At 64.4% G+C, this 20559-nt stretch carries 21 protein-coding genes and 1 pseudogene; 12 read left to right on the forward strand and 10 right to left on the reverse strand.

Annotation, left to right across the window (positions count from 1 at the left end; all coding sequences use genetic code 11):
- Positions 1 to 212 precede the first annotated feature (212 nt).
- Positions 213 to 1652, reverse strand: coding sequence for an MFS transporter (locus BJG92_RS17290; protein ID WP_232085213.1), 1440 nt, complete (start codon positions 1650 to 1652; stop codon positions 213 to 215).
- Positions 1653 to 1803: 151 nt separating this feature from the next.
- Between BJG92_RS17290 and BJG92_RS17295 the strand changes: the two genes are divergently transcribed.
- From BJG92_RS17295 to BJG92_RS17320, 6 genes are all read left to right on the forward strand, one after another.
- Positions 1804 to 2016 (forward strand): heavy-metal-associated domain-containing protein, encoded by a 213-nt coding sequence (locus tag BJG92_RS17295; protein WP_232085214.1) that lies wholly within the window; start codon positions 1804 to 1806, stop codon positions 2014 to 2016.
- Positions 2017 to 2147: 131 nt separating this feature from the next.
- Entirely contained in the window at positions 2148 to 2984 is an 837-nt protein-coding gene (locus BJG92_RS17300) for a hypothetical protein (protein WP_232085215.1), read from the forward strand.
- 64 nt (positions 2985 to 3048) lie between these two features.
- On the forward strand, positions 3049 to 5367 hold the full coding sequence (locus BJG92_RS17305) for a cation-translocating P-type ATPase (RefSeq protein ID WP_232085216.1): 2319 nt from the start codon (positions 3049 to 3051) through the stop codon (positions 5365 to 5367).
- 394 nt (positions 5368 to 5761) lie between these two features.
- Positions 5762 to 6028, forward strand: coding sequence for a YHS domain-containing protein (locus BJG92_RS17310; protein WP_374199824.1), 267 nt, complete (start codon positions 5762 to 5764; stop codon positions 6026 to 6028).
- Positions 6029 to 6115: 87 nt separating this feature from the next.
- Positions 6116 to 8263: a heavy metal translocating P-type ATPase gene (locus BJG92_RS17315; protein ID WP_232085217.1), complete on the forward strand. Its 2148-nt coding sequence runs from the start codon at positions 6116 to 6118 to the stop codon at positions 8261 to 8263.
- A 44-nt stretch (positions 8264 to 8307) separates the two neighbouring features.
- Complete coding sequence (locus tag BJG92_RS17320) at positions 8308 to 8637, forward strand: metal-sensitive transcriptional regulator (RefSeq protein WP_269462136.1); 330 nt, start codon at positions 8308 to 8310, stop codon at positions 8635 to 8637.
- A gap of 67 nt (positions 8638 to 8704) precedes the next feature.
- Here the strand turns inward: BJG92_RS17320 and BJG92_RS17325 are convergent, their stop codons facing one another.
- Positions 8705 to 8953 (reverse strand): hypothetical protein, encoded by a 249-nt coding sequence (locus BJG92_RS17325; RefSeq protein ID WP_232085218.1) that lies wholly within the window; start codon positions 8951 to 8953, stop codon positions 8705 to 8707.
- Between the two features lie 10 nt (positions 8954 to 8963).
- On the opposite strand from BJG92_RS17325, the gene BJG92_RS17330 reads away from it, so the two are divergent.
- Entirely contained in the window at positions 8964 to 9215 is a 252-nt protein-coding gene (locus BJG92_RS17330; protein ID WP_232085301.1) for a metalloregulator ArsR/SmtB family transcription factor, read from the forward strand.
- 636 nt (positions 9216 to 9851) lie between these two features.
- Here the strand turns inward: BJG92_RS17330 and BJG92_RS17335 are convergent.
- Positions 9852 to 10193 carry a rhodanese-like domain-containing protein gene (locus tag BJG92_RS17335; RefSeq protein WP_232085219.1) on the reverse strand — a complete coding sequence of 114 codons (342 nt, stop codon included), beginning with the start codon at positions 10191 to 10193 and terminating at the stop codon, positions 9852 to 9854.
- Positions 10194 to 10278: 85 nt separating this feature from the next.
- Between BJG92_RS17335 and BJG92_RS17340 the strand changes: the two genes are divergently transcribed.
- A complete protein-coding gene (locus BJG92_RS17340; RefSeq protein WP_232085220.1) occupies positions 10279 to 10722 on the forward strand; it encodes a MarR family winged helix-turn-helix transcriptional regulator in 444 nt (147 codons plus the stop codon).
- A gap of 615 nt (positions 10723 to 11337) precedes the next feature.
- Here BJG92_RS17340 and BJG92_RS17350 read toward each other — a convergent pair.
- A complete protein-coding gene (locus BJG92_RS17350; RefSeq protein WP_232085221.1) occupies positions 11338 to 12423 on the reverse strand; it encodes an NAD(P)-dependent alcohol dehydrogenase in 1086 nt (361 codons plus the stop codon).
- Positions 12424 to 12507: 84 nt separating this feature from the next.
- On the opposite strand from BJG92_RS17350, the gene BJG92_RS17355 reads away from it, so the two are divergent.
- Positions 12508 to 13473 carry a helix-turn-helix domain-containing protein gene (locus tag BJG92_RS17355; protein WP_232085222.1) on the forward strand — a complete coding sequence of 322 codons (966 nt, stop codon included), beginning with the start codon at positions 12508 to 12510 and terminating at the stop codon, positions 13471 to 13473.
- Positions 13474 to 13892: 419 nt separating this feature from the next.
- Here the strand turns inward: BJG92_RS17355 and BJG92_RS18660 are convergent.
- A pseudogene (locus BJG92_RS18660) lies at positions 13893 to 14075 on the reverse strand (NAD(P)H-dependent oxidoreductase).
- 367 nt (positions 14076 to 14442) lie between these two features.
- On the opposite strand from BJG92_RS18660, the gene BJG92_RS17365 reads away from it, so the two are divergent.
- From BJG92_RS17365 to BJG92_RS17375, 3 genes are read left to right on the forward strand one after another with little or no spacing between them, the layout of a single operon-like run.
- Positions 14443 to 15819 (forward strand): NAD(P)-binding domain-containing protein, encoded by a 1377-nt coding sequence (locus tag BJG92_RS17365; RefSeq protein ID WP_232085224.1) that lies wholly within the window; start codon positions 14443 to 14445, stop codon positions 15817 to 15819.
- A 42-nt stretch (positions 15820 to 15861) separates the two neighbouring features.
- Positions 15862 to 16095: a hypothetical protein gene (locus tag BJG92_RS17370; protein WP_232085225.1), complete on the forward strand. Its 234-nt coding sequence runs from the start codon at positions 15862 to 15864 to the stop codon at positions 16093 to 16095.
- A gap of 3 nt (positions 16096 to 16098) precedes the next feature.
- The gene (locus BJG92_RS17375) at positions 16099 to 17367 is read left to right on the forward strand and encodes an MFS transporter (RefSeq protein ID WP_232085226.1); all 1269 of its coding nucleotides are present in this window, start codon (positions 16099 to 16101) and stop codon (positions 17365 to 17367) included.
- Positions 17368 to 17568: 201 nt separating this feature from the next.
- Here BJG92_RS17375 and BJG92_RS18665 read toward each other — a convergent pair whose 3' ends face one another.
- The 5 genes from BJG92_RS18665 to cycA form a co-directional block, all read right to left on the reverse strand.
- Entirely contained in the window at positions 17569 to 17703 is a 135-nt protein-coding gene (locus tag BJG92_RS18665) for an IS3 family transposase (protein WP_374199826.1), read from the reverse strand.
- A 175-nt stretch (positions 17704 to 17878) separates the two neighbouring features.
- Complete coding sequence (locus BJG92_RS17380; protein ID WP_232085227.1) at positions 17879 to 18028, reverse strand: hypothetical protein; 150 nt, start codon at positions 18026 to 18028, stop codon at positions 17879 to 17881.
- A gap of 72 nt (positions 18029 to 18100) precedes the next feature.
- Positions 18101 to 18361, reverse strand: coding sequence for an IS3 family transposase (locus tag BJG92_RS17385; protein WP_232085228.1), 261 nt, complete (start codon positions 18359 to 18361; stop codon positions 18101 to 18103).
- 39 nt (positions 18362 to 18400) lie between these two features.
- On the reverse strand, positions 18401 to 18664 hold the full coding sequence (locus BJG92_RS18670) for a helix-turn-helix domain-containing protein (RefSeq protein ID WP_374199827.1): 264 nt from the start codon (positions 18662 to 18664) through the stop codon (positions 18401 to 18403).
- Between the two features lie 350 nt (positions 18665 to 19014).
- Positions 19015 to 20520: a D-serine/D-alanine/glycine transporter gene (gene cycA, locus BJG92_RS17390; protein ID WP_232085229.1), complete on the reverse strand. Its 1506-nt coding sequence runs from the start codon at positions 20518 to 20520 to the stop codon at positions 19015 to 19017.
- Positions 20521 to 20559 lie beyond the last annotated feature (39 nt).

Raw genomic sequence — 20559 nt, forward strand, 5'->3', positions numbered from 1 at the left:
CGTTCGCGGCTTGCGACGAACTGCTTACGGATTTCGCCACGACGGCGGTTTGAACGAGCGGAACTTGGCCTCTAGACCAGCCGCTTGTGAGCGTTTGCGAGGCCGGCCGCGAGAGCGTGCATGCGTCCGGCCACGAGTTCGTCAATCGCCACAGTGGTATCCATGGGGCTGTCGGGTGCGGCTACCGACAGGGTGACCGCACCCGACCGCTTTCATTGGCGAGTGGCGATGGTTTCTTTTTCGATCACCGGCGCGGGGGCGGGCGCATGCAGCGTAATCGCAGCCAGCAGGGCGCCGGCGAGGGCAATCACGGCTGCGCCGATGAATGCTGAAGAGAATCCCGTGGTCAGCGCCGGAAGGTTCCCGCTCTCCGTCGCACCGTTCGCGGCTGCAATGGCCGTCATCGCCGCCAGGCCGAGTGCGGATCCGACCTGGTAGCTGGTGCTGACGAGGCCGGAAGCGAGACCGCCCTCCTGCGGCGGGGCGCTGGAGATCGCCGTGCCGAGGGTAGGGATGAACGCCAGGGACATCCCGAGTGCGGCCAGGAGCGACGCCGGCAGGACATCCACCCAGAAGTTTCCGTCCACGCGGGCGAAGGACAACCACATCAGGGCGCCTGCGAGGGCGATGAGACCGCTCACGCTCATCGCTTTCGGCCCGAATCGCGCGGTGAGTCGCGGTGCAAGCACGATCATGGTGATCATGATGAATGCGGTCATTGGCAGGAGCGCGGCACCGCTGGGGAACGCCGAGTAGCCCAGGACTTGTTGCAGGTAGAGATTCAGGAAGAACCACATCGGGATCCAGGCGGCGGCGAGCAGCAGCTGCGCTAGGTTGGCCGCTGCCAGATTTGGGATACGGAAGATCGACAGTCGCATCAGTGGCTCCTTCCGGCGGGCCTGAACGAGCACGAACAGTGCGAGCAAGGCTGCGGCTCCGGCGAGAGTTCCCCACGTTTCTACACTGGCCCATCCGGCCTCGGGCGCTCGGACAATCGCGAAGACACCGAGGGCGAGTCCTGCGGTGACGAGAAGGGCGCCGGCGATGTCGATGGAGCCGCGAATGCGCGGTCCGTCTGCCGGGAGTGCCTTGGCGACGAGGGCCACAACCACGAGGGCGAGCGGGATGTTAATGAAGAAGACCCACGGCCACGACATGTACTCGGTTATGACCCCGCCGAGGAACACACCCGCTGTTCCCCCTGCCGGTGCGGCCGCACCATAGAGGGCCAATGCACCACCGAGCTCCTTCGGGCTCGACCCGAACGTCTTCATCAGCAGCGTGAGTGCCGCGGGTGCGATGAGTGCCGCACCGGCTCCCTGTACGCCGCGTCCGATCAACTCGAACGCGACGTTCCCGGCAAGCCCCGCGACGGCGGAACCGGCGAGCAGTACGACCCAGCCAGTGGTGAACATCCGTCGGGCGCCGAAGGCATCCCCTAGACGCCCGCCGAGCAGTAGGAGCCCACCGAATGTGATGACGTAGGCGTTGAAAACCCAGGACAGGCTCTCGGGGCTGAAGCCCAGTTCCTCCTGGATTCGGGGCAACGCTACCCCCACGATTGAGGTGTCCATGATCACGACGAACTGCGCGAGTGCGATGAGGAAGAGCGCGAGCCTCTTCTTCCCCGGCCGCGGTGTTGATTGAGACATTCCAGATTCCCTTCGATTGCGTTGTTGGCGATTTCCCAACTCGATTTATACCCTACGGGGGTATGGTATCCAAAATACCCCCCATGGGTATATGGTTGAGCATACCAGTACCCCCTAGGGGTATATTTCGGACCAGCAGAGGAGAATTCGGATGACAACGAGCGAATATCAGGTGACCGGAATGACCTGCGGTCATTGCGAGACGTCGATCCGGGAAGAGATCGGTCAGATAGCAGGCATCCAGTCGATTGACGTGAGCGCCAAGACCGGCAGGCTTGTCGTGACCAGCCAGGCCGAACTGGACGACGCAGCAGTCCTTGCAGCGGTCAGCGAAGCCGGCTACGGGGCGGTGCGTGTCCCGTGAAGGTCCCCGTAAAGCTCGGACTCTTTGGAGCGGGACTGGCGGCCTTATTCACAGCTTCATTTGCTGCCGCAGGCGCAGTGGTCCCCGCCCAGACCGCGGCGGCCTGGGCACAGTCAACGGAAGGACATGTCATGGACAGCAACGACACACAGCCTGCCGCCTCAGTGAAAGGCCTGTCGATGGAGCAGGACGGGTTCCTCTTGGGGAATGTCTCCTCCCCCGGCACGGCAGGTCAAGAGGGAACCCTCTCGTTCACGATCTCCGACGCCAAAGGAAAGCCGGTCACCGACTTCGAGGCCTCCCACGACAAGAAACTCCACCTGATCGTGGTGCGCACGGACGGAACCCAGTTCCGCCATGTGCATCCCACCATGGACGCCCATGGCGCATGGTCACTGCCCTGGAAGTGGAACGCCGCCGGCAGCTACCGGGTCTATGCAGACATCGTCCCGGCAGCAACGGGACAGAACATCACTCTGACCCGTACGGTCCAGGCGGCCGGAGAATTCACCCCCGCCACGCCGGCTCCGGCGTCCGCCGCGGAAACGGTCGACGGCTACAACGTGGACCTCACCGGCACGCTGAGCGCCGGTGAACATGCCATGCTCACAGTCTCGGTTTCCCGTGACGGGAAACCGGTCACTACACTGCAGCCGTACCTGGGTTCCTACGGACACCTTGTCGCACTGCGCGAAGGGGACCTGGCTTACCTGCACGTCCACCCCGAGGGCGAGGAACCCCGCCCCGGCGCCATCTCCGGCCCGGACGTGAAATTCATGACCGAGGCCCCGACCCCGGGACGCTACCTGCTCTACCTGGACTTTCAGGTCGACGGACAGGTCCACACGGCCGAATTTGTCCTCAACGCCACCGGAACCACGGCCGCTCAGCCCGCAGCTCCGGGCAAGTCCGCCGGGCCCACCGAGTCGGCGGATCCGGGCGAGTCTGCCGGACATTCCGGCCACTGACCACCATAGACACCACGAGCCTGGTCCATCCCGTGATCAGGAAGCGCACCACCGAGGAGGACCCATGTCTGCAACATCGGCCCAGGCGCAAGAGCTGGGCAACATCATCGAGCTTGAGATCGGAGGGATGACCTGCGCCTCGTGCGCGATGCGGATCGAGAAGAAACTGAACAAGCTCGACGGCGTGATCGCGACCGTGAACTACGCCACTGAAAAGGCGAAGGTCACCGCGCCCGCCGGCCTGGACCCGCTGGCGCTGATTGCCGAGGTCGAAAAGACCGGTTACACGGCGGCACTCCCCACGCCGAAACGGACCCAGGAGGCGAACGCCGATGCGGAGCAGCCCGACACGGACCTGATATCGCTGCGGAACAGGCTGATCGCTTCAATCGTGCTGTCGGTGCCGGTCATCCTGATGGCCATGATCCCGGCGCTGCAGTTCAACTACTGGCAGTGGGCGTCCCTGACGCTCGCCGCTCCCGTGATCGTGTGGGCGGCCTGGCCGTTCCACAAGGCCGCGTGGACCAACCTGCGCCACGGCGCGGCCACGATGGACACGCTGGTCTCGGTCGGCACGTCCGCTGCGTTGCTATGGTCACTCTTCGCACTGTTCTTCGGAACAGCCGGACAGCCGGGAATGACCCACGGGTTCTCGTTCACGATCAGCCCCTCGGACGGTGCCGGGAACATCTACCTGGAAGTCGCCGCCGGGGTGACCATGTTCATCCTGGCCGGGCGTTACTTCGAGAAGCGGTCCAAGCGCCAGGCGGGGGCCGCCCTGCGCGCCCTGCTGGGGCTGGGGGCCAAGGAGGTCGCGCTGCTCCGGGACGGGGTCGAAACCCGGATCCCCGTCGAGCAGCTGTCGGTGGGCGACGAGTTCGTCATCCGCCCGGGTGAAAAGATCGCCACGGACGGGGTGATTGTCGCGGGCACCTCGGCGGTGGATGCGAGCATGCTCACTGGCGAGTCAGTCCCGGTCGAAGTCGGCGAGGGCGATGCAGTGACCGGCGCGACCGTCAACGCCGGCGGCCGCCTGGTCGTGCGCGCCGCCCGGATCGGCTCGGACACCCAGCTGGCACAGATGGCCAGGCTCGTTGAAGACGCCCAGTCCGGCAAGGCCGAGGTCCAGCGCCTTGCCGACAAAATCTCCGGGATTTTCGTGCCGATCGTCATCGCCGTGGCCGTCGTGGTGCTCGGAGCCTGGATCGGTGCCGGCTTCCCGCTCAGCGCCGCGTTCACGGCCGCCGTCGCGGTCCTCATCATCGCCTGCCCCTGCGCCCTCGGACTCGCAACGCCGACCGCGCTGCTGGTCGGCACCGGACGGGGCGCCCAGCTGGGCATCCTGATCAAAGGCCCGGAAGTACTCGAGTCCACCCGCAAGGTCGACACGATCGTGCTCGACAAGACTGGAACGGTCACTACGGGCAAGATGACGCTGCTTGACGTGTTCACCGCCGACGGAACCACCCGCGAGGACGTCCTGAGGCTGGCCGGCGCACTGGAGGACGCCTCCGAACACCCGATCGCCCAAGCCATCGCCCAGGGCGCAACCCAGCGGATCGGATCACTTCCGGTACCGGAGTCGTTTACGAACGTCGAAGGCAAAGGCGTGCAAGGCACCGTCGAGGGCCATGCCGTGCTCGTCGGGCGCGAGAGCCTGCTGGCGGACTGGTCCCTGCACCTTCCCGGCAAGCTCGCCCTCGCCAAAGCCACAGCGGAAGCCCAAGGCAAGACCGCAGTCACGGTCGCCTGGGATGGTGAGGCCCGCGCAGTGCTGGTCGTCGCCGACGCGGTCAAGGCCACCAGCACCGAGGCGATCGCCCAGCTCAAAGCACTCGGGCTGACTCCGGTTCTCCTGACCGGAGACAACCGGGCGGTCGCCGAGCAGGTCGCGGCCGAGGTCGGAATCACCGAGGTCATTGCCGAAGTGATGCCCAAAGACAAGGTCGACGTCGTCACCCGCTTGCAGTCCGAAGGGAAGGTCGTGGCGATGGTCGGCGACGGCGTCAACGACGCCGCGGCCCTCGCCCAGGCCGACCTGGGCCTGGCGATGGGAACCGGGACGGACGTCGCGATCGAAGCTGCAGACATCACACTGGTGCGCGGGGACCTCCGCTCCGCCGCCGATGCCATCCGCCTGTCCCGCAAGACCCTGGGCACCATCAAGACAAACCTGTTCTGGGCCTTCGCCTACAACGTCGCAGCCATTCCGCTGGCCGCGTTCGGACTGCTGAACCCGATGCTCGCCGGAGCCGCCATGGCGTTCTCCAGCGTATTCGTCCTCAGCAACAGCCTTCGCCTGCGGTCCTTCAAGTCCAAGGCGAACACCACGGCGTCCACGTCAGCACCGCACACTCCCGTGCGGCAACTGCAGGGCGTCTGACCATCCCCACCCAAAGAAAGATCAATTATGTGCCAAAATCACGCACCCGCCTCACAGCCTGCCCGTCACTTACAGGGGGACCGCTCCGAGTGTCCAGGTATGCCAGGGAGCACGGCCGTCAAGACCAATCCGAGGCAGCCGGCCTCGTCCGGGACCACGAGAGCAATCACTACTAGCTCTGCTGCGCCTCTTCCGGACCCCCTCGACACCGGCCCCGCAAAGTACAACAAACGCGGGCTAACCGGCAGCCGCCCCCGCCCGGACAGCGCCACCTGGCGCCAATCCAACGGGGCTCTTCACGCCGGCCTGAAATATACCCCCTAGGGGTATATTGTAATTGTTATTCGCCTCAGCTCATCCGAGCACTCCCGTTCCACCGAAAGGAAACCCTTCCATGAGCAACAGCTGTTGCAGCACCAGCGCCACCGACAACGGCAAGGCCCCCGCCGCCGCCATGTCTCCTTCAGCCGAGAACCTCCTCGGGGTCAGCAGCGATGACCTCGCCGAGTGCCCCGTCATGACCGGAAGCCGGGTCGCGAAGGCAGACGCCGAATCCGCAGGCCTCTTCCGCGACTACGAGGGCAACCGCTACTGGTTCTGCTGCGCAGGCTGCGGACCCCTGTTCGACGGCGACCCGGCAAAGTACGCCACGGCCGCCTGAGCGTCTCGGGGTGGTGCCGGGCGGAGCCGGCACCACCCCGACCACTCTTGTCAGAGACCCATCCAGACCAGCCAGAGGGTAAAGACCATGAACGAGCACCAGGAACACGGCGGCCACGGAATGCACCCCGGCCCCGCAGGTCCGGACGCGGCCGCCCTTCACCACGACGGTACCGTCTCAACCGTGCCTGAACACCCCTCCGCAGAGGCCGACTCCGGTCACGCCGGACATGACATTGCTGGCCACGGTGGGCATGGTGACCACGTCGGGCAGTTCCGGCGGCTGTTCTGGATCATGCTGGTCCTGGCGGTCCCGGTGGTGGGTTTCTCCGGAATGTTCTCGACGATCCTCGGATACACGATTCCCGATGTGCCCTGGATACCGTGGATCTCCCCGATCCTGGGCACGGTCCTGTATGTGTGGGGCGGCAAGCCGTTCCTCACCGGCGCCGTGGATGAACTCCGCTCGCGCAAACCCGGGATGATGCTGCTGATCGCCCTCGCGATCACCGTCGCTTTTCTCTCCTCCTGGGGTGCAAGCATTGGCCTGCTGCACCACGAGCTCGACTTCTGGTGGGAGCTTTCGCTGCTGGTCGTGATCATGCTGCTGGGCCACTGGATCGAGATGCGCTCCTTGGCCCAGACCACCTCGGCTCTGGATTCCCTCGCCGCGCTCCTGCCGGACGTTGCCGAACGCGTCGACGGCGATACGACCGTGCCGGTACCGCCGTCGGATTTGGAGCTCGGTGACACCGTCGTCGTTCGTCCGGGAGGCCGGGTGCCCGCGGACGGCAGGATCGTCTCCGGCTCGGCAAGCATGGACGAGTCAATGATCACCGGCGAGTCCCGCACCGTGCGCCGCAGTGCAGGGGGCCACGTCGTTGCCGGAACCGTCGCCACCGACTCCGGGCTCCGGATCGAGATCACCGCCGTCGGCGAGGACACCGCCCTGGCTGGAATTCAGCGCCTGGTCACCGACGCGCAGAACTCCAGCTCCCGCGCCCAGCGCCTGGCCGACACTGCCGCGGCCTGGCTGTTCTGGTTCGCGCTCGGTGCCAGCGTCATGACCGCCATCGTATGGACCATGGTCGGCCTGCCCGACCTCGGTGTCGTGCGGACCATCACCGTCCTGGTGATCGCCTGCCCCCACGCGCTCGGCCTGGCAATCCCGCTCGTCGTCTCCATCGCCACCGAACGCGCCGCCCGCGGCGGTGTGCTGATCAAGGACCGGCTCGCGCTGGAGAGCATGCGCACCGTGGACACGGTCCTGTTCGACAAGACCGGCACCCTCACTAAGGGCGAGCCCACCGTCACCGCCGTCGAAACTACCCGCGACCTCAGCGAGGACCGGATCCTGGCGCTGGCCGCGGCCGCCGAGGCCGACTCCGAGCACCCGCTGGCCCGGGCGATCGTCAATGCGGCAAAGAGCCGTGGACTTGCCATCCCGAAGGCGTCCGGTTTCGTATCGTCACCAGCGGTCGGCGTCACCGCCACAGTGGACGGAACCCGCATCCAGGTCGGCGGACCCAACCTGCTGGCGCAGCAAAGCGGCAGCGAGCTGGCCATCGCCCGTTCCTGGCGCGGGGAGGGCGCGATCATCCTGCACGTCCTGGCCGAGCGTGCTGTGATCGGCGCCCTGAGACTCGCCGACGAGGTCCGCGAGGAGTCCCGCCAGGCCGTCCAGGCGCTGCACGCACTGGACGTGCAGGTCGTCATGATCACCGGCGACGCCGAGGCTGTAGCCCAATCGGTCGCCGCCGAGCTGGGCATCGACCGCGTCTTCGCCGGGGTCCGCCCCGAAGACAAGTCAGAGAAGGTCAAAGAGCTCCAACACGAGGGACGGAAGGTCGCGATGGTCGGCGACGGCGTCAACGACGCCCCCGCCCTCGCCCAGGCCGACGTCGGCATCGCCATCGGCGCCGGCACGGATGTCGCCATCGCCTCGGCAGGCGTAATCCTCGCCAGCGATGACCCCCGCTCGGTACTGTCCGTGATCGAACTGTCCCGCGCCTCGTACCGCAAGATGAAACAGAACCTCTGGTGGGCGGTCGGCTACAACCTCGTCTCCGTACCCCTCGCCGCGGGCGTCCTCGCCCCGGCCGGCTTCATCCTGCCGATGTCGGTCGGCGCGATCCTGATGTCGCTGTCCACGATCGTCGTCGCTCTCAACGCCCAGCTACTGCACCGGCTGGACCTGCGGCCCGAAACCAGCACAAATGCGGCGCTGAAGCGCTAACTCTGCAACCATGTAGCAAAGAACGGAGAACAAAGGACAACGCCATGGAAACAATCACTCCCGCCGAGGCCACCCCAGAGTCGTGCCACACCATGCACGGCTACATCGGTGACAAAAGCAAATACCTCGCCCGCCTCAAACGCATCGAAGGCCAGGCCCGCGGCATCCACCGCATGGTCGACGAGGAAACGTACTGCATCGACATCCTCACCCAGATATCGGCCCTCACCAAGGCACTGGAAGGCGTCGCACTCGGACTCCTCGATGACCACCTCAAACACTGCGTCGTCGACGCCGCAAAGCTCGGCGGGGAGCAGGCAGACATCAAGATCAAGGAAGCCTCCGACGCCATCGCCCGGCTCGTCCGCTCTTGAAGGCTGCCAGCCCAATTCGCTAAGTCACGAGCAGTCGCGCGGACGGACGCAGCCCCTCGGACTGCTATTAAGCGTCGGCGTGATGGATCAGGCCTCCAGCACGGGGTGCCAGCCTGTTGGCGGCACCGCGCTCCCCGCCCAAGGGCCGACGACGCCGGCGGACGATGATGACGGCGTTGGCCAGCGCGATCCCGGCGTTGATGCCCGGGCAACCACCGGGCATCTCTTCGGCGAGGTCGTCGCCAACACATAAACCGGGCCAGCGCCGGTGCCACTCCTGACCCGAGGCCTTCGGCAATATATTGAAGAATGTCAATGTCGCGGCCATGGCCTTCAAGGCGCTGGCCGATCCGAACCGACTGCGGCTGCTCTCCATCGTCAAGGCACAAGCCTCCGGTGAATCCTGCGTGTGCGACCTGACCGAACCGCTGGACCTGGGCCAGTCCACCGTCTCCCACCACCTGAAGATCCTGGTCGACGCGGGTCTGCTGCACCGCGAAAAGCGCGGAACCTGGACCTATTACTCCCTGGTTCCCGGGGCTCTGGAGCTAACGGCCGGACTCCCGGCTATCCTATGACCGCGCCGAAACAGTCCGCGGTCACGATCCGCCCCATGAGCGACGACGACTGGCCGGCCGTTCAACGAATCTACCTGAAGGAACCGCCATCGGCCGCGCCACCTTCGAAATCAGAAGCGGCAGACTGAAAACAGATCAACACCTCGAGACTGCCCTGCCTCCGGCTTGCCGCCGAAACCTCAGAGGGATCCTTGGCTGGGCTGGCGTCTCGGCCCGGTCCCCGTTTTCCCGCGGCTCTTCAACCCGGCACTACGGACCCAGCCGGCACATGTCGCGGCGTCGAATCCGAGCTCCCTAGCGGCCTCGAAAAACGCCTGCTACCGATCCTGCCCATACCGCACCCGCCCGGACGGATCCCTGCTCAGACGGACCACGGTCGTTGCAACGCCCAAAGGTCTGGGTGTTGCAACGACCGCTAGAACCCGCATCTGGGCACGTCGACGACAGGACGCTGATCATCATTTCTTGGGGCGGCATCTCCTGTTCTCAGTCGCTCCGGGTTTGCTTATTGTCTCGCCATTCTAGGAAATGGCGTCTCTGCAGGCTCCGCCACTTAGGCCCGTTGCATCGGTGGCCTCCACGGAAGTCAGGAAGATGCCGGAGTCACGGCGAAGGCCGGCATGATTGGGGACATCGTTAGGCGTTGACGAACGCGCCAGACTCGATCGGCAGGCCCGCTTCTACCCAGTCCTGAATACCTTCGCGGTACTTGCGCACATTGGTGTACCCAGCTGCCGCCAATCGGTTCGCTACGCTCTGACTATTCGGGCAGGACTCATTGGAGCAGTAGGTAACGATCGCAGCGTTCTTGTCCGGGAGCAGGCTCGATGCCCGTGCCGCCACGTCGGCTTCCACGAGTGGCAGCGCCTTGGGCAGGTGCTGCTGCTCGTAGTACATACCCCCTAGCGCGTCGATTACAGTGACAGTTCCCGAGTCGATTGCCAACTGGAGTTCGTCGCGGCTGATGAGTTCGACCATGATGCCTTCTTTCCATAGTTATGTGCGTGTGCACACAACTATAAAGGAGCGTGCGTGTGCACGCAACATCGAATACGATTAACTCATGCCCTCCCGCAAGAAGCTCGCCTCCGATGCTTGGGGCGCACTGCTCCAAGTACACGCTGCCCTTGTCCCAATCCTGGACAAGGAAGTCCAAAGTCAGACCGGACTACCGTTGTCGTGGTACGATGTTCTGCTCGAACTGGCAACCGAACCAGAGGGCCGACTGAGGATGAGCGACCTCGCAGAACGAGTGGTCCTTAGCCGAACCCGGGTCAGCCGGCTCGTAGACGACTTGGTCGCCCGAGGCCTGATCACCAAAGAGGGCCACCCTGACGACCGCCGCTCGGCGTACGCTGTCATCACGAAGGCCGGATTGGCCGAATTCCGCGCCTCGGCCCCGGTTTACATCAGCGCGATCGAGAGTAAGTTCGCGTCCAACCTCACCAACGAGGATCTCCTGCTAGTGTCGCGAGTCCTCGGCAAGATCCAGAAACCCACAGCGTGACTCCATGATGGACGCACGCCCCCACAGAAGCAGCCGATCCGTCGGCCTCCTCTCGCCAAAATCAGCCGATGCCCTCACCCGGACTTGCTGGGCCCCGTTCCAATCCGGCGTCTACGCGATAGCTAATTGGTTTTCTTGGGTCCAGGCTTCCCATTACCGTTTGGCTTCGACCATGGGGACGATGGTTTCTCCGGAGTATCCCTTCTGAAGTGGGCGTTGAATGATTTGGCGGCGCCGTCCTGCCTGGGCGATCCCGGGTCGATGAATGTGGTGGAACGACCGGCACGGGATGTGCGCCAGCGGCGTGCGCGTGTATTCGTCGAAGACGTTTGAAGAACCGGATGTGCCGCCCACAGGGGGGTCCAGTGGACCGAAAGTCACAGCTGAGAGCTCTCGTGAACTCGCAGCCTCCTTATTAGAGCCGGAAACCGGCGCCCACAGACTGTTGACGACTGACGGGACAGATCTGATCGAGGCAGAACATTTTGCACGTGACGACCTCGGCTTCCTCGTGGGGCGCGACTCTTCCCGGGCCTGTGGTCGCTGTCCGCGATGCGACCCCACCGGGCGTTTCCCTGCCTCGAAGGTGAGCGTGGCGTGAGCGTCGGCCAGGAGTCACCCGGGCAGCGGGGAAGGCGGCATTGAGATCACGATCTTGCCGAAGTGCCGGCCATCTTCCAGGTGCTGGAGTGCCTCGTGGATCTTGTCGGCTGTGTATGTCGAGTCGACCAAGGGGCGGATGGAGTGTTCGTCGATGAACGCACCCATTTCCTCGTACATTTCACGCGATCCGGTTTCGACGCCATGAATTGTCACGTTTTTGCTGACGAACTCGTAGGTGTTGATAGGCGCCGCCAGACCGGCGATGAGCCCGATGAAGGCGATGGCTCCCCCAATTTTCACGGCCCCCAGGGAGTGGTTCAAGTTCTCGCCGCCAATCGTCTCGATGACGTGGTCAACGCCCTCCCCGCCAGTAAGTCTGAGGACTTCCGAGGCCACATCGGGAGTCTTCCGGTAATTGATCGCTTTGAGGGAACCCAGCGCGTGCAATTTGCGGATTTTTTCGTCGCTGCTGGAGGTGATGATGGGGACCGCTCCAAGTGCAAGAGCGAACTGCAGCGCGAACAACGAAACGCCGCCGGTGCCGTGAATGAGAACCGTTTGGCCTGGCTGGATGCGTCCGCGGCGCACGACGGCGTGCCAGGCGGTAAGGGCAGCGACCGGCAGCGTGGCGGCGTGCTCGTCGTCGAGGGTGCGTGGTGCGCTCACGGCCTCGTCCTGATCGATCGTGACGTATTCGGCAAGCATGCCGCGGTTAGCCGGGCCGCCTATAGGGGTCACGTAAGTCTCACGCGTGAGCGGTCCGGACTGCCACTTGGGTAGGAATATCGCCGAGACTCGGTCCCCGACGGCGAATCGGTCTGTGCCCTCGCCGACGTCGACAACCGTGCCCACGGCGTCGGAAACTGGCACCACACGGTGGGCCGGCTTCCAACCACCCTTACCGCCAATGACCAACAGGTCCCGATAGTTAAGGGACAGCGCCGCGATCTTCACGAGCACTTCCCCAGGGCCGGGTGTCGGTATCGGCACTTGGCGTGGTGAGATCTTGTCGATCCCGTCACCTTGGGTGGTCCAGGCAGTCATGGGGCCGGCGTGCCCGTACATCATGGTCGGGCCGGCGGCTGGTTGAGTAGTCATGCTAGCAATACTCCAGCGTCAAGCTCTGCAGCGACAGTGGCGTAAACGCTGTTTATGGACAAAATCCGGCCATATGATGGTGAGGTGCTGAAGAAGATAGCGGTCATCCTGCAACCACCGGTGTCTTTGTTTGAGTTGGGCGTTGTGGCGGAGGTATTTGGCGTCGACCGTTCTGCCGATGGCGTACCAAGATTCGAATACTTGGTGTGTGCCGAAACACCGGAGGAGCCTCTGTCGGCGGGGGCAGGTGCCTTCGTCACCGCGACCGGTGCGCTGGCCGATGCCGCGGACGCTGACCTGGTCGCAGTTCCCTCGTCCTCGCTGATAGCGCCGCCAAGTGAGGCCATCCTGAACGTGCTGCGGGACGCGGCCGGTCGCGGCGCCTATGTGATGTCACTTTGTTCCGGGGCCTTCGCCCTGGCGGCGGCGGGTCTTCTTGACGGCCGCACTGTGGCCACGCACTGGCGTTACGCCGATCGGCTAGCGAGCGATTACCCCGATGTGCGAGTTGATCCCGATATTCTCTACTCCCACGACGGCACAATACTCAGCAGTGCCGGCACGGCCGCAGGAATCGATGCCTGCCTGCACTTGGTGCGAAAAGAGCTTGGCACCGCCGTCGCCAACCGGATCGCCAGACGTATGGTCGTATCACCGCATCGGGACGGCGGACAGAAGCAGTTCATCGAGAGGCCAGCAATTGCCCGTTCCGAAAGAAGCCTGCAGCCCACGCTTGACTGGATCACCGAGAATATCAAGCACAGCATGACAGTCTCTGAAATGGCGCGCGTCGCCGGCATGCCCGAAAGGACCTTCGGCCGCCGTTTCGCGGCGGAGATGGGCTGCGCACCACATTTGTGGCTTCTCCGTCAGCGAGTTGCACGGGCCCAGGAACTGCTCGAGGAGACTCGCATGTCGGTGGAAGATGTCGCCTCTGAGTCTGGTTTCGGCGCGGCTCCGCTGCTACGGCATCACTTCATGCGGACGATCGGCATCACACCCACTGAATACCGCAGAGAGTTCTTTGACCTGAAGGATATCCGGTACTAAGACCCGCCCGGAGAAACGGCGCTTCGAACCGGGATTTTCCCCTCACCAGCACGCCTCCTGTCATGTGGCCAGAGCGCCGTGTGGTCACGTGTTGCGAAGTTCCTCCAGCGTCCCGTCGAGCAAGTGCGCGCGACGTGCTGGCAGCGCCCACACAACGCCGGAGGCCAGTTGGTAGTCGACCGGATTCCGGCCCACCGCCTCGCCCCGTGCCCAATACTCCTCCGCCCGGAACCGGCCGATCTGCCTCCGCCAGGCGCAGGAAAGTCGGATGTCCGGGGCGGTCAGGCGTTGGTGCTCACATCTTTCCACTAGTCCTGGGCGGCATTTTCGTCTGATCCACGAGCAGATCAGGGTCCGGCGTATCGCTTATGGTGCCGGCGGCGATGCTTTGCAGGGCCAGCGGCTGCATCTGGTCATCTCTACCAACCATATGTGAGGACCTGGTCCATCCATTCCTTCAGCATGCCGGGGACGGAGTACCAATGCTAGGGGAACTGCAACACGATCGTGTCATGCCGACGCAATAGCTCCTGCTCCCGGATTGCGTCGACACGCCGGTCCGGGTAGGCGGCGGAGAGTTCATGGACCGTGACGTGTTCCAAGTCCTTGACCCTCGAGCCCTTCGATTGAGGCCATGTTCACCGCTTCCTCCAGGACACTTTTTTCGATTTCAGGCCTCTGGCCGTTCTGCCATCCATGTTGACCGCTCTTCGTGCACTTCACAATAATTCTACTGTACGATCGTCCGTATAGTTGAATTGGCGGCTCGCATATCACCCATCCAGCTTCGCCCCCTGATCGTGTCGCTCACGCCGGTCGCCAAATAACCCTACCGAGCCCCGGGAGGGCTGGCTGACATCGAATGCGGACAGAGGCGAGCTGAATGGATACCGACTACAGCAGCGACCCGGGTTGCGGCAGGCACCCGCAGTAAGAACGGCCACACCTACGGATGAAACAGAGGAAACCATGGATTCGACAAAGAGCCTTCCCGTTGCCGTGATCGGCGCCGGCCCGATCGGCCTGGCCGCCGCGGCCCACCTGATCGAACACGGCCTAGAACCACTGATCTTGGAAGCGGGGCCCTCCGCGGGCGCCGCGATCGAGCAGTGGCGCCACATCCGGCTGTTTTCGCCGTGGCAGTACAACGTCGATGCCGCCGCCGTCCGCCTGCTCGCAGCCTCCGGCTGGGAATCACCCGGGCCCACGGCCCTTCCCTTCGGCGGGGAACTCATCGACCAGTACCTGACCCCGCTGGCCGCGCTCCCGGCCATCAGCTCCCAGCTGCAGACCGGCGTCAGGGTCATCGCCCTGACCCGCGCCGGGATGGACAAGACCCACACCCGCTACCGCGAGAACACACCGTTCATCGTCCGGGTCGAGCACGCGGACGGAGAAACCCGCGACCACGCCGTGGCCGGGGTCATTGACGCCTCCGGTACCTGGTCCACCCGCAACCCGCTGGGAACCTCCGGGCTTCCCGCCATCGGCGAAGACACCGCCGCGGACCGGATTTCCTCGCCCCTGCCGGATGTCACGGGCCGTGACCGGGCGGCGTTTGCCGGCCGCCGTGTCCTGGTGGTCGGCGCCGGGCACTCCGCCGCCAACACCCTGATCAACCTCGCCGACCTCGCCAAGGAAGAACCGGGCACCCGGATCCTCTGGACGGTCCGCGGCGAGTCCGCCTCGAAGGTCTACGGCGGAGGGGATATGGACGGACTGCCCGCCCGCGGCCAACTCGGCGCCCGCCTGCGCCGCCTCGTCGAGGCAGGAACCATCGAACTGCACACCGGCTTCGGCATCAGCTCGCTGAAATCCCTCGCCTCGCACGTCACCGTTGGATCCGTGGACGGCCGGACCCTCGAGGCCGACGTCGTAGTTCCCTGCACCGGGTTCCGCCCGGACCTGGACATCCTCCGGGAACTCCGGCTGAACCTGGACCCGGCCGTGGAGGCCCCCACCGAACTCGGCCCGCTGATCGACCCGGAGTTCCACTCCTGCGGCACAGTCCCCCCGCACGGCGCAGCATTGCTCGCGCACCCGGACAAGGACTTCTACATCGTCGGCATGAAGTCCTACGGCCGGGCGCCGACCTTCCTGCTCGCCACCGGCTACGAGCAGGTCCGCTCCGTGGCCGCCGCCCTGGCCGGGGACCGCGAGGCCGCGGACACCGTCCAGCTCGAACTCCCCGAAACCGGCGTCTGCTCCTCCGACGCCGGCACAAGCTGCGACGTCCCGGCAGCCGCCGCCGTCGCATCCGAGTCCTCGTGCTGCGCCGCTCCCGAGCCGATGCTCGTCGGCTTCCCCACCGGGCTGTCGCATGGCCGCTCCGGCGACCACAACTGAACCGGACTTCCCTTCCATGAACCACGTCCCTGGAGTGCTGAGATGACTGAAGACCACGACGACATCCTGTACGCGGTCGATGTCGTCATCGACCCTGGCAACGAGGCGAAAGTCGCTCCAGGCGATGGCACCCGCCGTGACGTCTGGGATCGTGACGTCTGGGATACGGGCGCGCCCTCCGGTCGCGGCATCGAAGGCATGGATCGCATGCGTCGGGTCCGGGACGACATTAAGGGCCGGGTCCAGAAGCTGTATGCACTGCTGACGGGGAATTAGGAAATGACTGCCCCGGAGATATCCCGGACACTGGTCGCGGAGGGTGCACCGCGCGGCGGACTGGCCGCGCTGTGTATTACCCAGACCACCGGAGGGGGCATCCTCTACTACGCCCTGCCCGCCGCGGTTCACCCGATCAGCATGGACACGGGCTGGGACCCCGCTCTCGTCACCGGAGCCTTCTCGGCCGCGCTGTTCGTCTCCGCCGCCGCCGGTATTCTCGTTGGCCGTGTTCTGGACCGGACCGGGCCGCGCAACCTCATTGTCGCAGGCTCCGTCACCGGCGTGCTGGCCCTGGTCGTGGTGGGACTGGCACCGAGCCTGCCTGTGTTCTATGCGGCCTGGCTGGTCGCCGGCATCGCGCAGGCCGCGGTGCTATTCCAGCCGGCGTTCACGATGATCAGCCGCTGGTACGGACCCGCCCGCATCCGGCCCCTCACCGTCCTGACCCTCACCGCAGGATTCGCCTCCACCATCTTCGCCCCCCTTACCGCAGCCCTCAGCAACAGCATTGGCTGGCGGGCCGCGTTTCTGGTTCTCGCCGGCCTGCTCGGTGTCATTACAATTCCACTGCACGCCCGTTACCTCAACCGATCATGGACCTCAGCTCCGCGCCGGGACCTTAACGCCACCGATAGGACAGAGCTCGGAGCCGTCCGTCGCAGCCCTGCATTCATCGGTCTGCAGGCCTTGATGGTCCTGCTTTGCCTCGGTCTCTACACCGTGACGCTGAACATCATCCCTGTGCTGATGGAAAAGGGCGCCGACTACACCACGGCCGCGCTCGGCTTTGGACTTGTAGGAGCAGGAGAGGTCGGCGGCGGCCTGCTCTTCGCGACCATCCCGGCCACTGCACGTATATCTGTCATCACCGGAACCGCCACGGGTGCCATCCTCGTGCTGGCTCTCCTGCCAGGACCGGCACCCATGCTGGTCGCCGCCGGCATGCTCGCCGGTGCCGTCCGCGGGTGCCAGACACTACTGCAAGCCACGATCGTGGCCGACCGGTGGGGAACAGCGAGCCTCGGCACCCTGCAGGGAAGCTTCGCCGCACCCATCACTGCCGCCGCCGCCCTCGCCCCGGCAGCCGGCTCAGTAATCGCAACCTGGCTCGGCAGCTACACCTCCATGGCCTACGCCATGGCGGCCGTCACCGGAACCGCTGCACTCATCGCAGCCACGCACGTCTCCAGAGGCCCTAAAAGTCAGATGAAAGATGGTTTGACGGACCAATCGCGCTCGGAGCCGGGTGGAAGTGCGCATTGCACCTGATCGGCTTCCGCCACGACGTTCGCAGCTGCCTCGAACAGAATCTGAGATTCCTGACCTACCGGCTATGTGTCGATTCGCTGGTCCGCATCGGATACAGTCTCCATGGATATCAGCACCACCACGGCACAGCAGCAGCACGACAAGGTGCCCCGGCCGGAGGATTGAACTGGTCCCCGAGTATTGGACTGGCCAAGTAAGACCCTAAGCCGCGAGAGCCTGAGTCCGGTATTGCACCGGGCTCAGGCCCTCCAGCTTTGTCGAGATCAGTTCGGTGATGTACCAGCGGATGTATTCCTTCAGCTGGGCCGGCAGCACGTCGGTGCTGAGGAACCGGATACGGGAAGAGCTCTTCCTTGAGGTGGCCGAGGAAGTTCTCCATCACGGCGTTTTCGTAGCAGTTGCCCTTGCGTGACATCGGCTGGATCGCACCGGTGCCTTGCAGAAGGTTCCGAGACGAGACGTGCTGGTGCCGGAAGCCCTGGTCCGAATGCAGGGGCGGTTGCTGCCCGCCCTAGAGCGTGGCCGGCACCTTGCGCAGTGAGGTGGTGGTGAGCTCCAGGTTCGGCGACGTCCCAATGGAGTAGGAGATGATCTGCCGGTCGAAGAGGTCCATGACTGGTGGTGGGTAGAGATTCCGGTCAACGAGGCTGAATTCAGTCACATCCGTTACCCAATTCCGGTTCAGGGCGTCAGCTTCGAACTCCCGGTTCACTCCGTTCTGGGCGACCCTGCCCTACTCGCTCTGGTAGGAGTTGTAACGCTTCTTCCGCCGGACTTTGCAGACGAGCCGCAGGGAACGCATCAGCTTCAGCACGGTCGTCTTCGCGACCGTCCACCCTTGCTTGTGCATCTCGGGGTGGATGCGCCGGTGCCCGTACCGGCCATGGTTCTTCTGGAAACTTTCCGTGACCGCCGCCTTGATCGCCTCTTCCGGATCAGGGGCCTGGAGGCGGGTCTGGTGATAGAAAAACGTCGACCGGGCAAGACCGGCCACCTGCAGCGGAACCGGGAGAGGAAAGTCGGCCTTGAGGCCTCACCGCCGTTCTTGCGCACTCAAGGCCCGCCATGTTCCCACGTAAGCCACTTCCGCCAGCAGCCGTTCGTTCTCCAGCCGCAACCGCTCCAGCTCGGTTATCTCCACGGCCGGCGGGGCATCGGGTGCCCTGGGTCTGCCTTTAGGCTTGGGACGCAAAGCATCTGGGCTTTCACGGCGATACTCACGCGCCCACCTTTTTTGTATCCCGGGCGAGGACAGGCCAACCTCCGCCGCGAGATCCGGGGCAGCCTCACCCGCGATGAAGGGTTCGACCTATGCGAGCTTGAAGCCGAACGAGTACACCTTTTTCCGTTGGCTTGGCCCCAGCGCTCCTCGACCATGGATCTTCCATCGCCGATAGAGAAGCCTTACCGGTCCACAAGACACGCCCAGTACCTCGCGGCCGCGCTATCCGCGATGCCCATCTCAAACCACGCTACAGCGGCCTCGCGCTGATCCTCCGAATACGAACTCCCTGCATGCATAAGACTGCTCCCCGAGAGTCAGAACTGATTTCTCAGTCCAACTTTCGGGGAGCAGTTCAGATCCGGCCGGGGCTCCTCTTGCATCAGCTCACCTTGTATCAGCGCTCCTTTGTCGCAGCGCTAGGATCAGGCCGCCGCGCGGACCTCCTCCTGTGAGCGGACGGCCTTCCATTCCACAATCCGGGCCTGCTGGAGCGGGGTTTTCCGGTTGAAGTGCCAGGCCGCACCCAGCAGCAGGAACCACACGGGGGTCACGAAGAGTGCCATGCGGGTGTCATCGGCCTGCGCCAGAGCCATCAGCATGAAGACGAAGAACGCGAGCACCACGTACGGCATGAAAGCGGAGCCGGGCATCTTGAAGGCCGAAGCCTCGTGCAAGGGCGGCCGGCGGCGGCGGAAGGCGATGTAGCTGATCAGGATCATGGACCACACAAACATGGTCAGCACGGACGCCACGGAAGTGACGATCGTGAACGCGCCGATCACGGAGTCGCCGGAATAGAGCAGGATGAGACCGGCCAGCAGAAAGATGCAGGAGAACAGCAGCGCGTTCTGCGGTACCTTACGGGTGCTGAGCTTTCCGAATGCCTTGGGCGCATTCCCGTCCTGGGCGAGGCCGTAAACCATCCGGGACGTTGAGTAGATTCCGGAGTTCGCGCTGGAGGCGGCGGAGGTCAGGACCACAAGGTTGATGACCACTGCTGCGATCCCCAGCCCGGCCAGCGTGAACATGCCGATGAACGGGCTGCTCGCGGGGTCGATGGTGCGCCACGGATTGACAGCCATGATGACCACCAGGGCACCCACGTAGAAGAGGAGGACACGGACCGGGATGGAATTGATGGCCCGCGGCAGGTTCTTCTCCGGGTCCTTGGTTTCGGCGGCGGCGGTACCCACCAGTTCGATCCCGGCGAACGCGAAGATGGCGATTTGGAAGCCGAGGACGAAGCCGAACATGCCGTGCGGGAACATGCCGCCGTCGTTCCACATGTTGGCCAGGTTGGCTTTCGCGCCGTTCGGGGACGTGAAGTGGGTGGTGATCATAACCGCGCCGGTGATGATCAGGGCCACGATGGCGACCACTTTGATGATGGCAAACCAGAACTCCGCTTCACCGAACGCCTTCACCGTGGGAAGGTTCAGGAGGATCAGAACCACGGGGGTGAGCAGTGCCGGGATCCACAGGGGCGTGCCGGGCGCAAGCTTGTCCACGTATCCGGCAATGGCGACGATGTCCGCAACGCCAGTGACCACCCAGAAGAACCAGTAGGACCAGCCGGTGAAGAAGCTGGCCCAGGGGCCGAGCAGATCGCCGGCGAAGTCACTGAAGGATTTGTAGTTCAGGTTGGAGAGCAGAATTTCGCCCATCGCACGCATCACGAAAAACAGCATGAAGCCGATGATCATGTAGACGAAGATGACGGACGGCCCGGCCAGCGAGATGGTCTTGCCGGACCCCATGAACAGGCCGGTGCCAATTGCTCCACCGATGGCGAGCAATTGGATGTGACGGTTGCCGAGGGCACGAGCGAGGTGCGGTTCGCGGTTCCCGGCGCCGGAGTCACCGTGGGTGGGGGCGGCAGTGTCAGATTCAGAAATGGCCGGAGCGGCCGAGGTGGTGCGTTCAGACATGAGGCTTCTTCCTTGTCACAGGCGGTCGCAGCGGGCGGG

Origin of the sequence: Arthrobacter sp. SO5 (assembly GCF_020532805.1) — a bacterium.
GTDB lineage: Bacteria > Actinomycetota > Actinomycetes > Actinomycetales > Micrococcaceae > Arthrobacter.

Coding starts and splice junctions, on each gene's coding strand:
- BJG92_RS17290 (WP_232085213.1), bottom strand. CDS start 1,652: ATGTCTCAATCAACACCGCGGCCGGGGAAGAAGAGGCTCGCGCTCTTC.
- BJG92_RS17295 (WP_232085214.1), top strand. CDS start 1,804: ATGACAACGAGCGAATATCAGGTGACCGGAATGACCTGCGGTCATTGC.
- BJG92_RS17300 (WP_232085215.1), top strand. CDS start 2,148: ATGGACAGCAACGACACACAGCCTGCCGCCTCAGTGAAAGGCCTGTCG.
- BJG92_RS17305 (WP_232085216.1), top strand. CDS start 3,049: ATGTCTGCAACATCGGCCCAGGCGCAAGAGCTGGGCAACATCATCGAG.
- BJG92_RS17310 (WP_374199824.1), top strand. CDS start 5,762: ATGAGCAACAGCTGTTGCAGCACCAGCGCCACCGACAACGGCAAGGCC.
- BJG92_RS17315 (WP_232085217.1), top strand. CDS start 6,116: ATGAACGAGCACCAGGAACACGGCGGCCACGGAATGCACCCCGGCCCC.
- BJG92_RS17320 (WP_269462136.1), top strand. CDS start 8,308: ATGGAAACAATCACTCCCGCCGAGGCCACCCCAGAGTCGTGCCACACC.
- BJG92_RS17330 (WP_232085301.1), top strand. CDS start 8,964: ATGGCCTTCAAGGCGCTGGCCGATCCGAACCGACTGCGGCTGCTCTCC.
- BJG92_RS17335 (WP_232085219.1), bottom strand. CDS start 10,193: ATGGTCGAACTCATCAGCCGCGACGAACTCCAGTTGGCAATCGACTCG.
- BJG92_RS17340 (WP_232085220.1), top strand. CDS start 10,279: ATGCCCTCCCGCAAGAAGCTCGCCTCCGATGCTTGGGGCGCACTGCTC.
- BJG92_RS17350 (WP_232085221.1), bottom strand. CDS start 12,423: ATGACTACTCAACCAGCCGCCGGCCCGACCATGATGTACGGGCACGCC.
- BJG92_RS17365 (WP_232085224.1), top strand. CDS start 14,443: ATGGATTCGACAAAGAGCCTTCCCGTTGCCGTGATCGGCGCCGGCCCG.
- BJG92_RS17370 (WP_232085225.1), top strand. CDS start 15,862: ATGACTGAAGACCACGACGACATCCTGTACGCGGTCGATGTCGTCATC.
- BJG92_RS17375 (WP_232085226.1), top strand. CDS start 16,099: ATGACTGCCCCGGAGATATCCCGGACACTGGTCGCGGAGGGTGCACCG.
- cycA (WP_232085229.1), bottom strand. CDS start 20,520: ATGTCTGAACGCACCACCTCGGCCGCTCCGGCCATTTCTGAATCTGAC.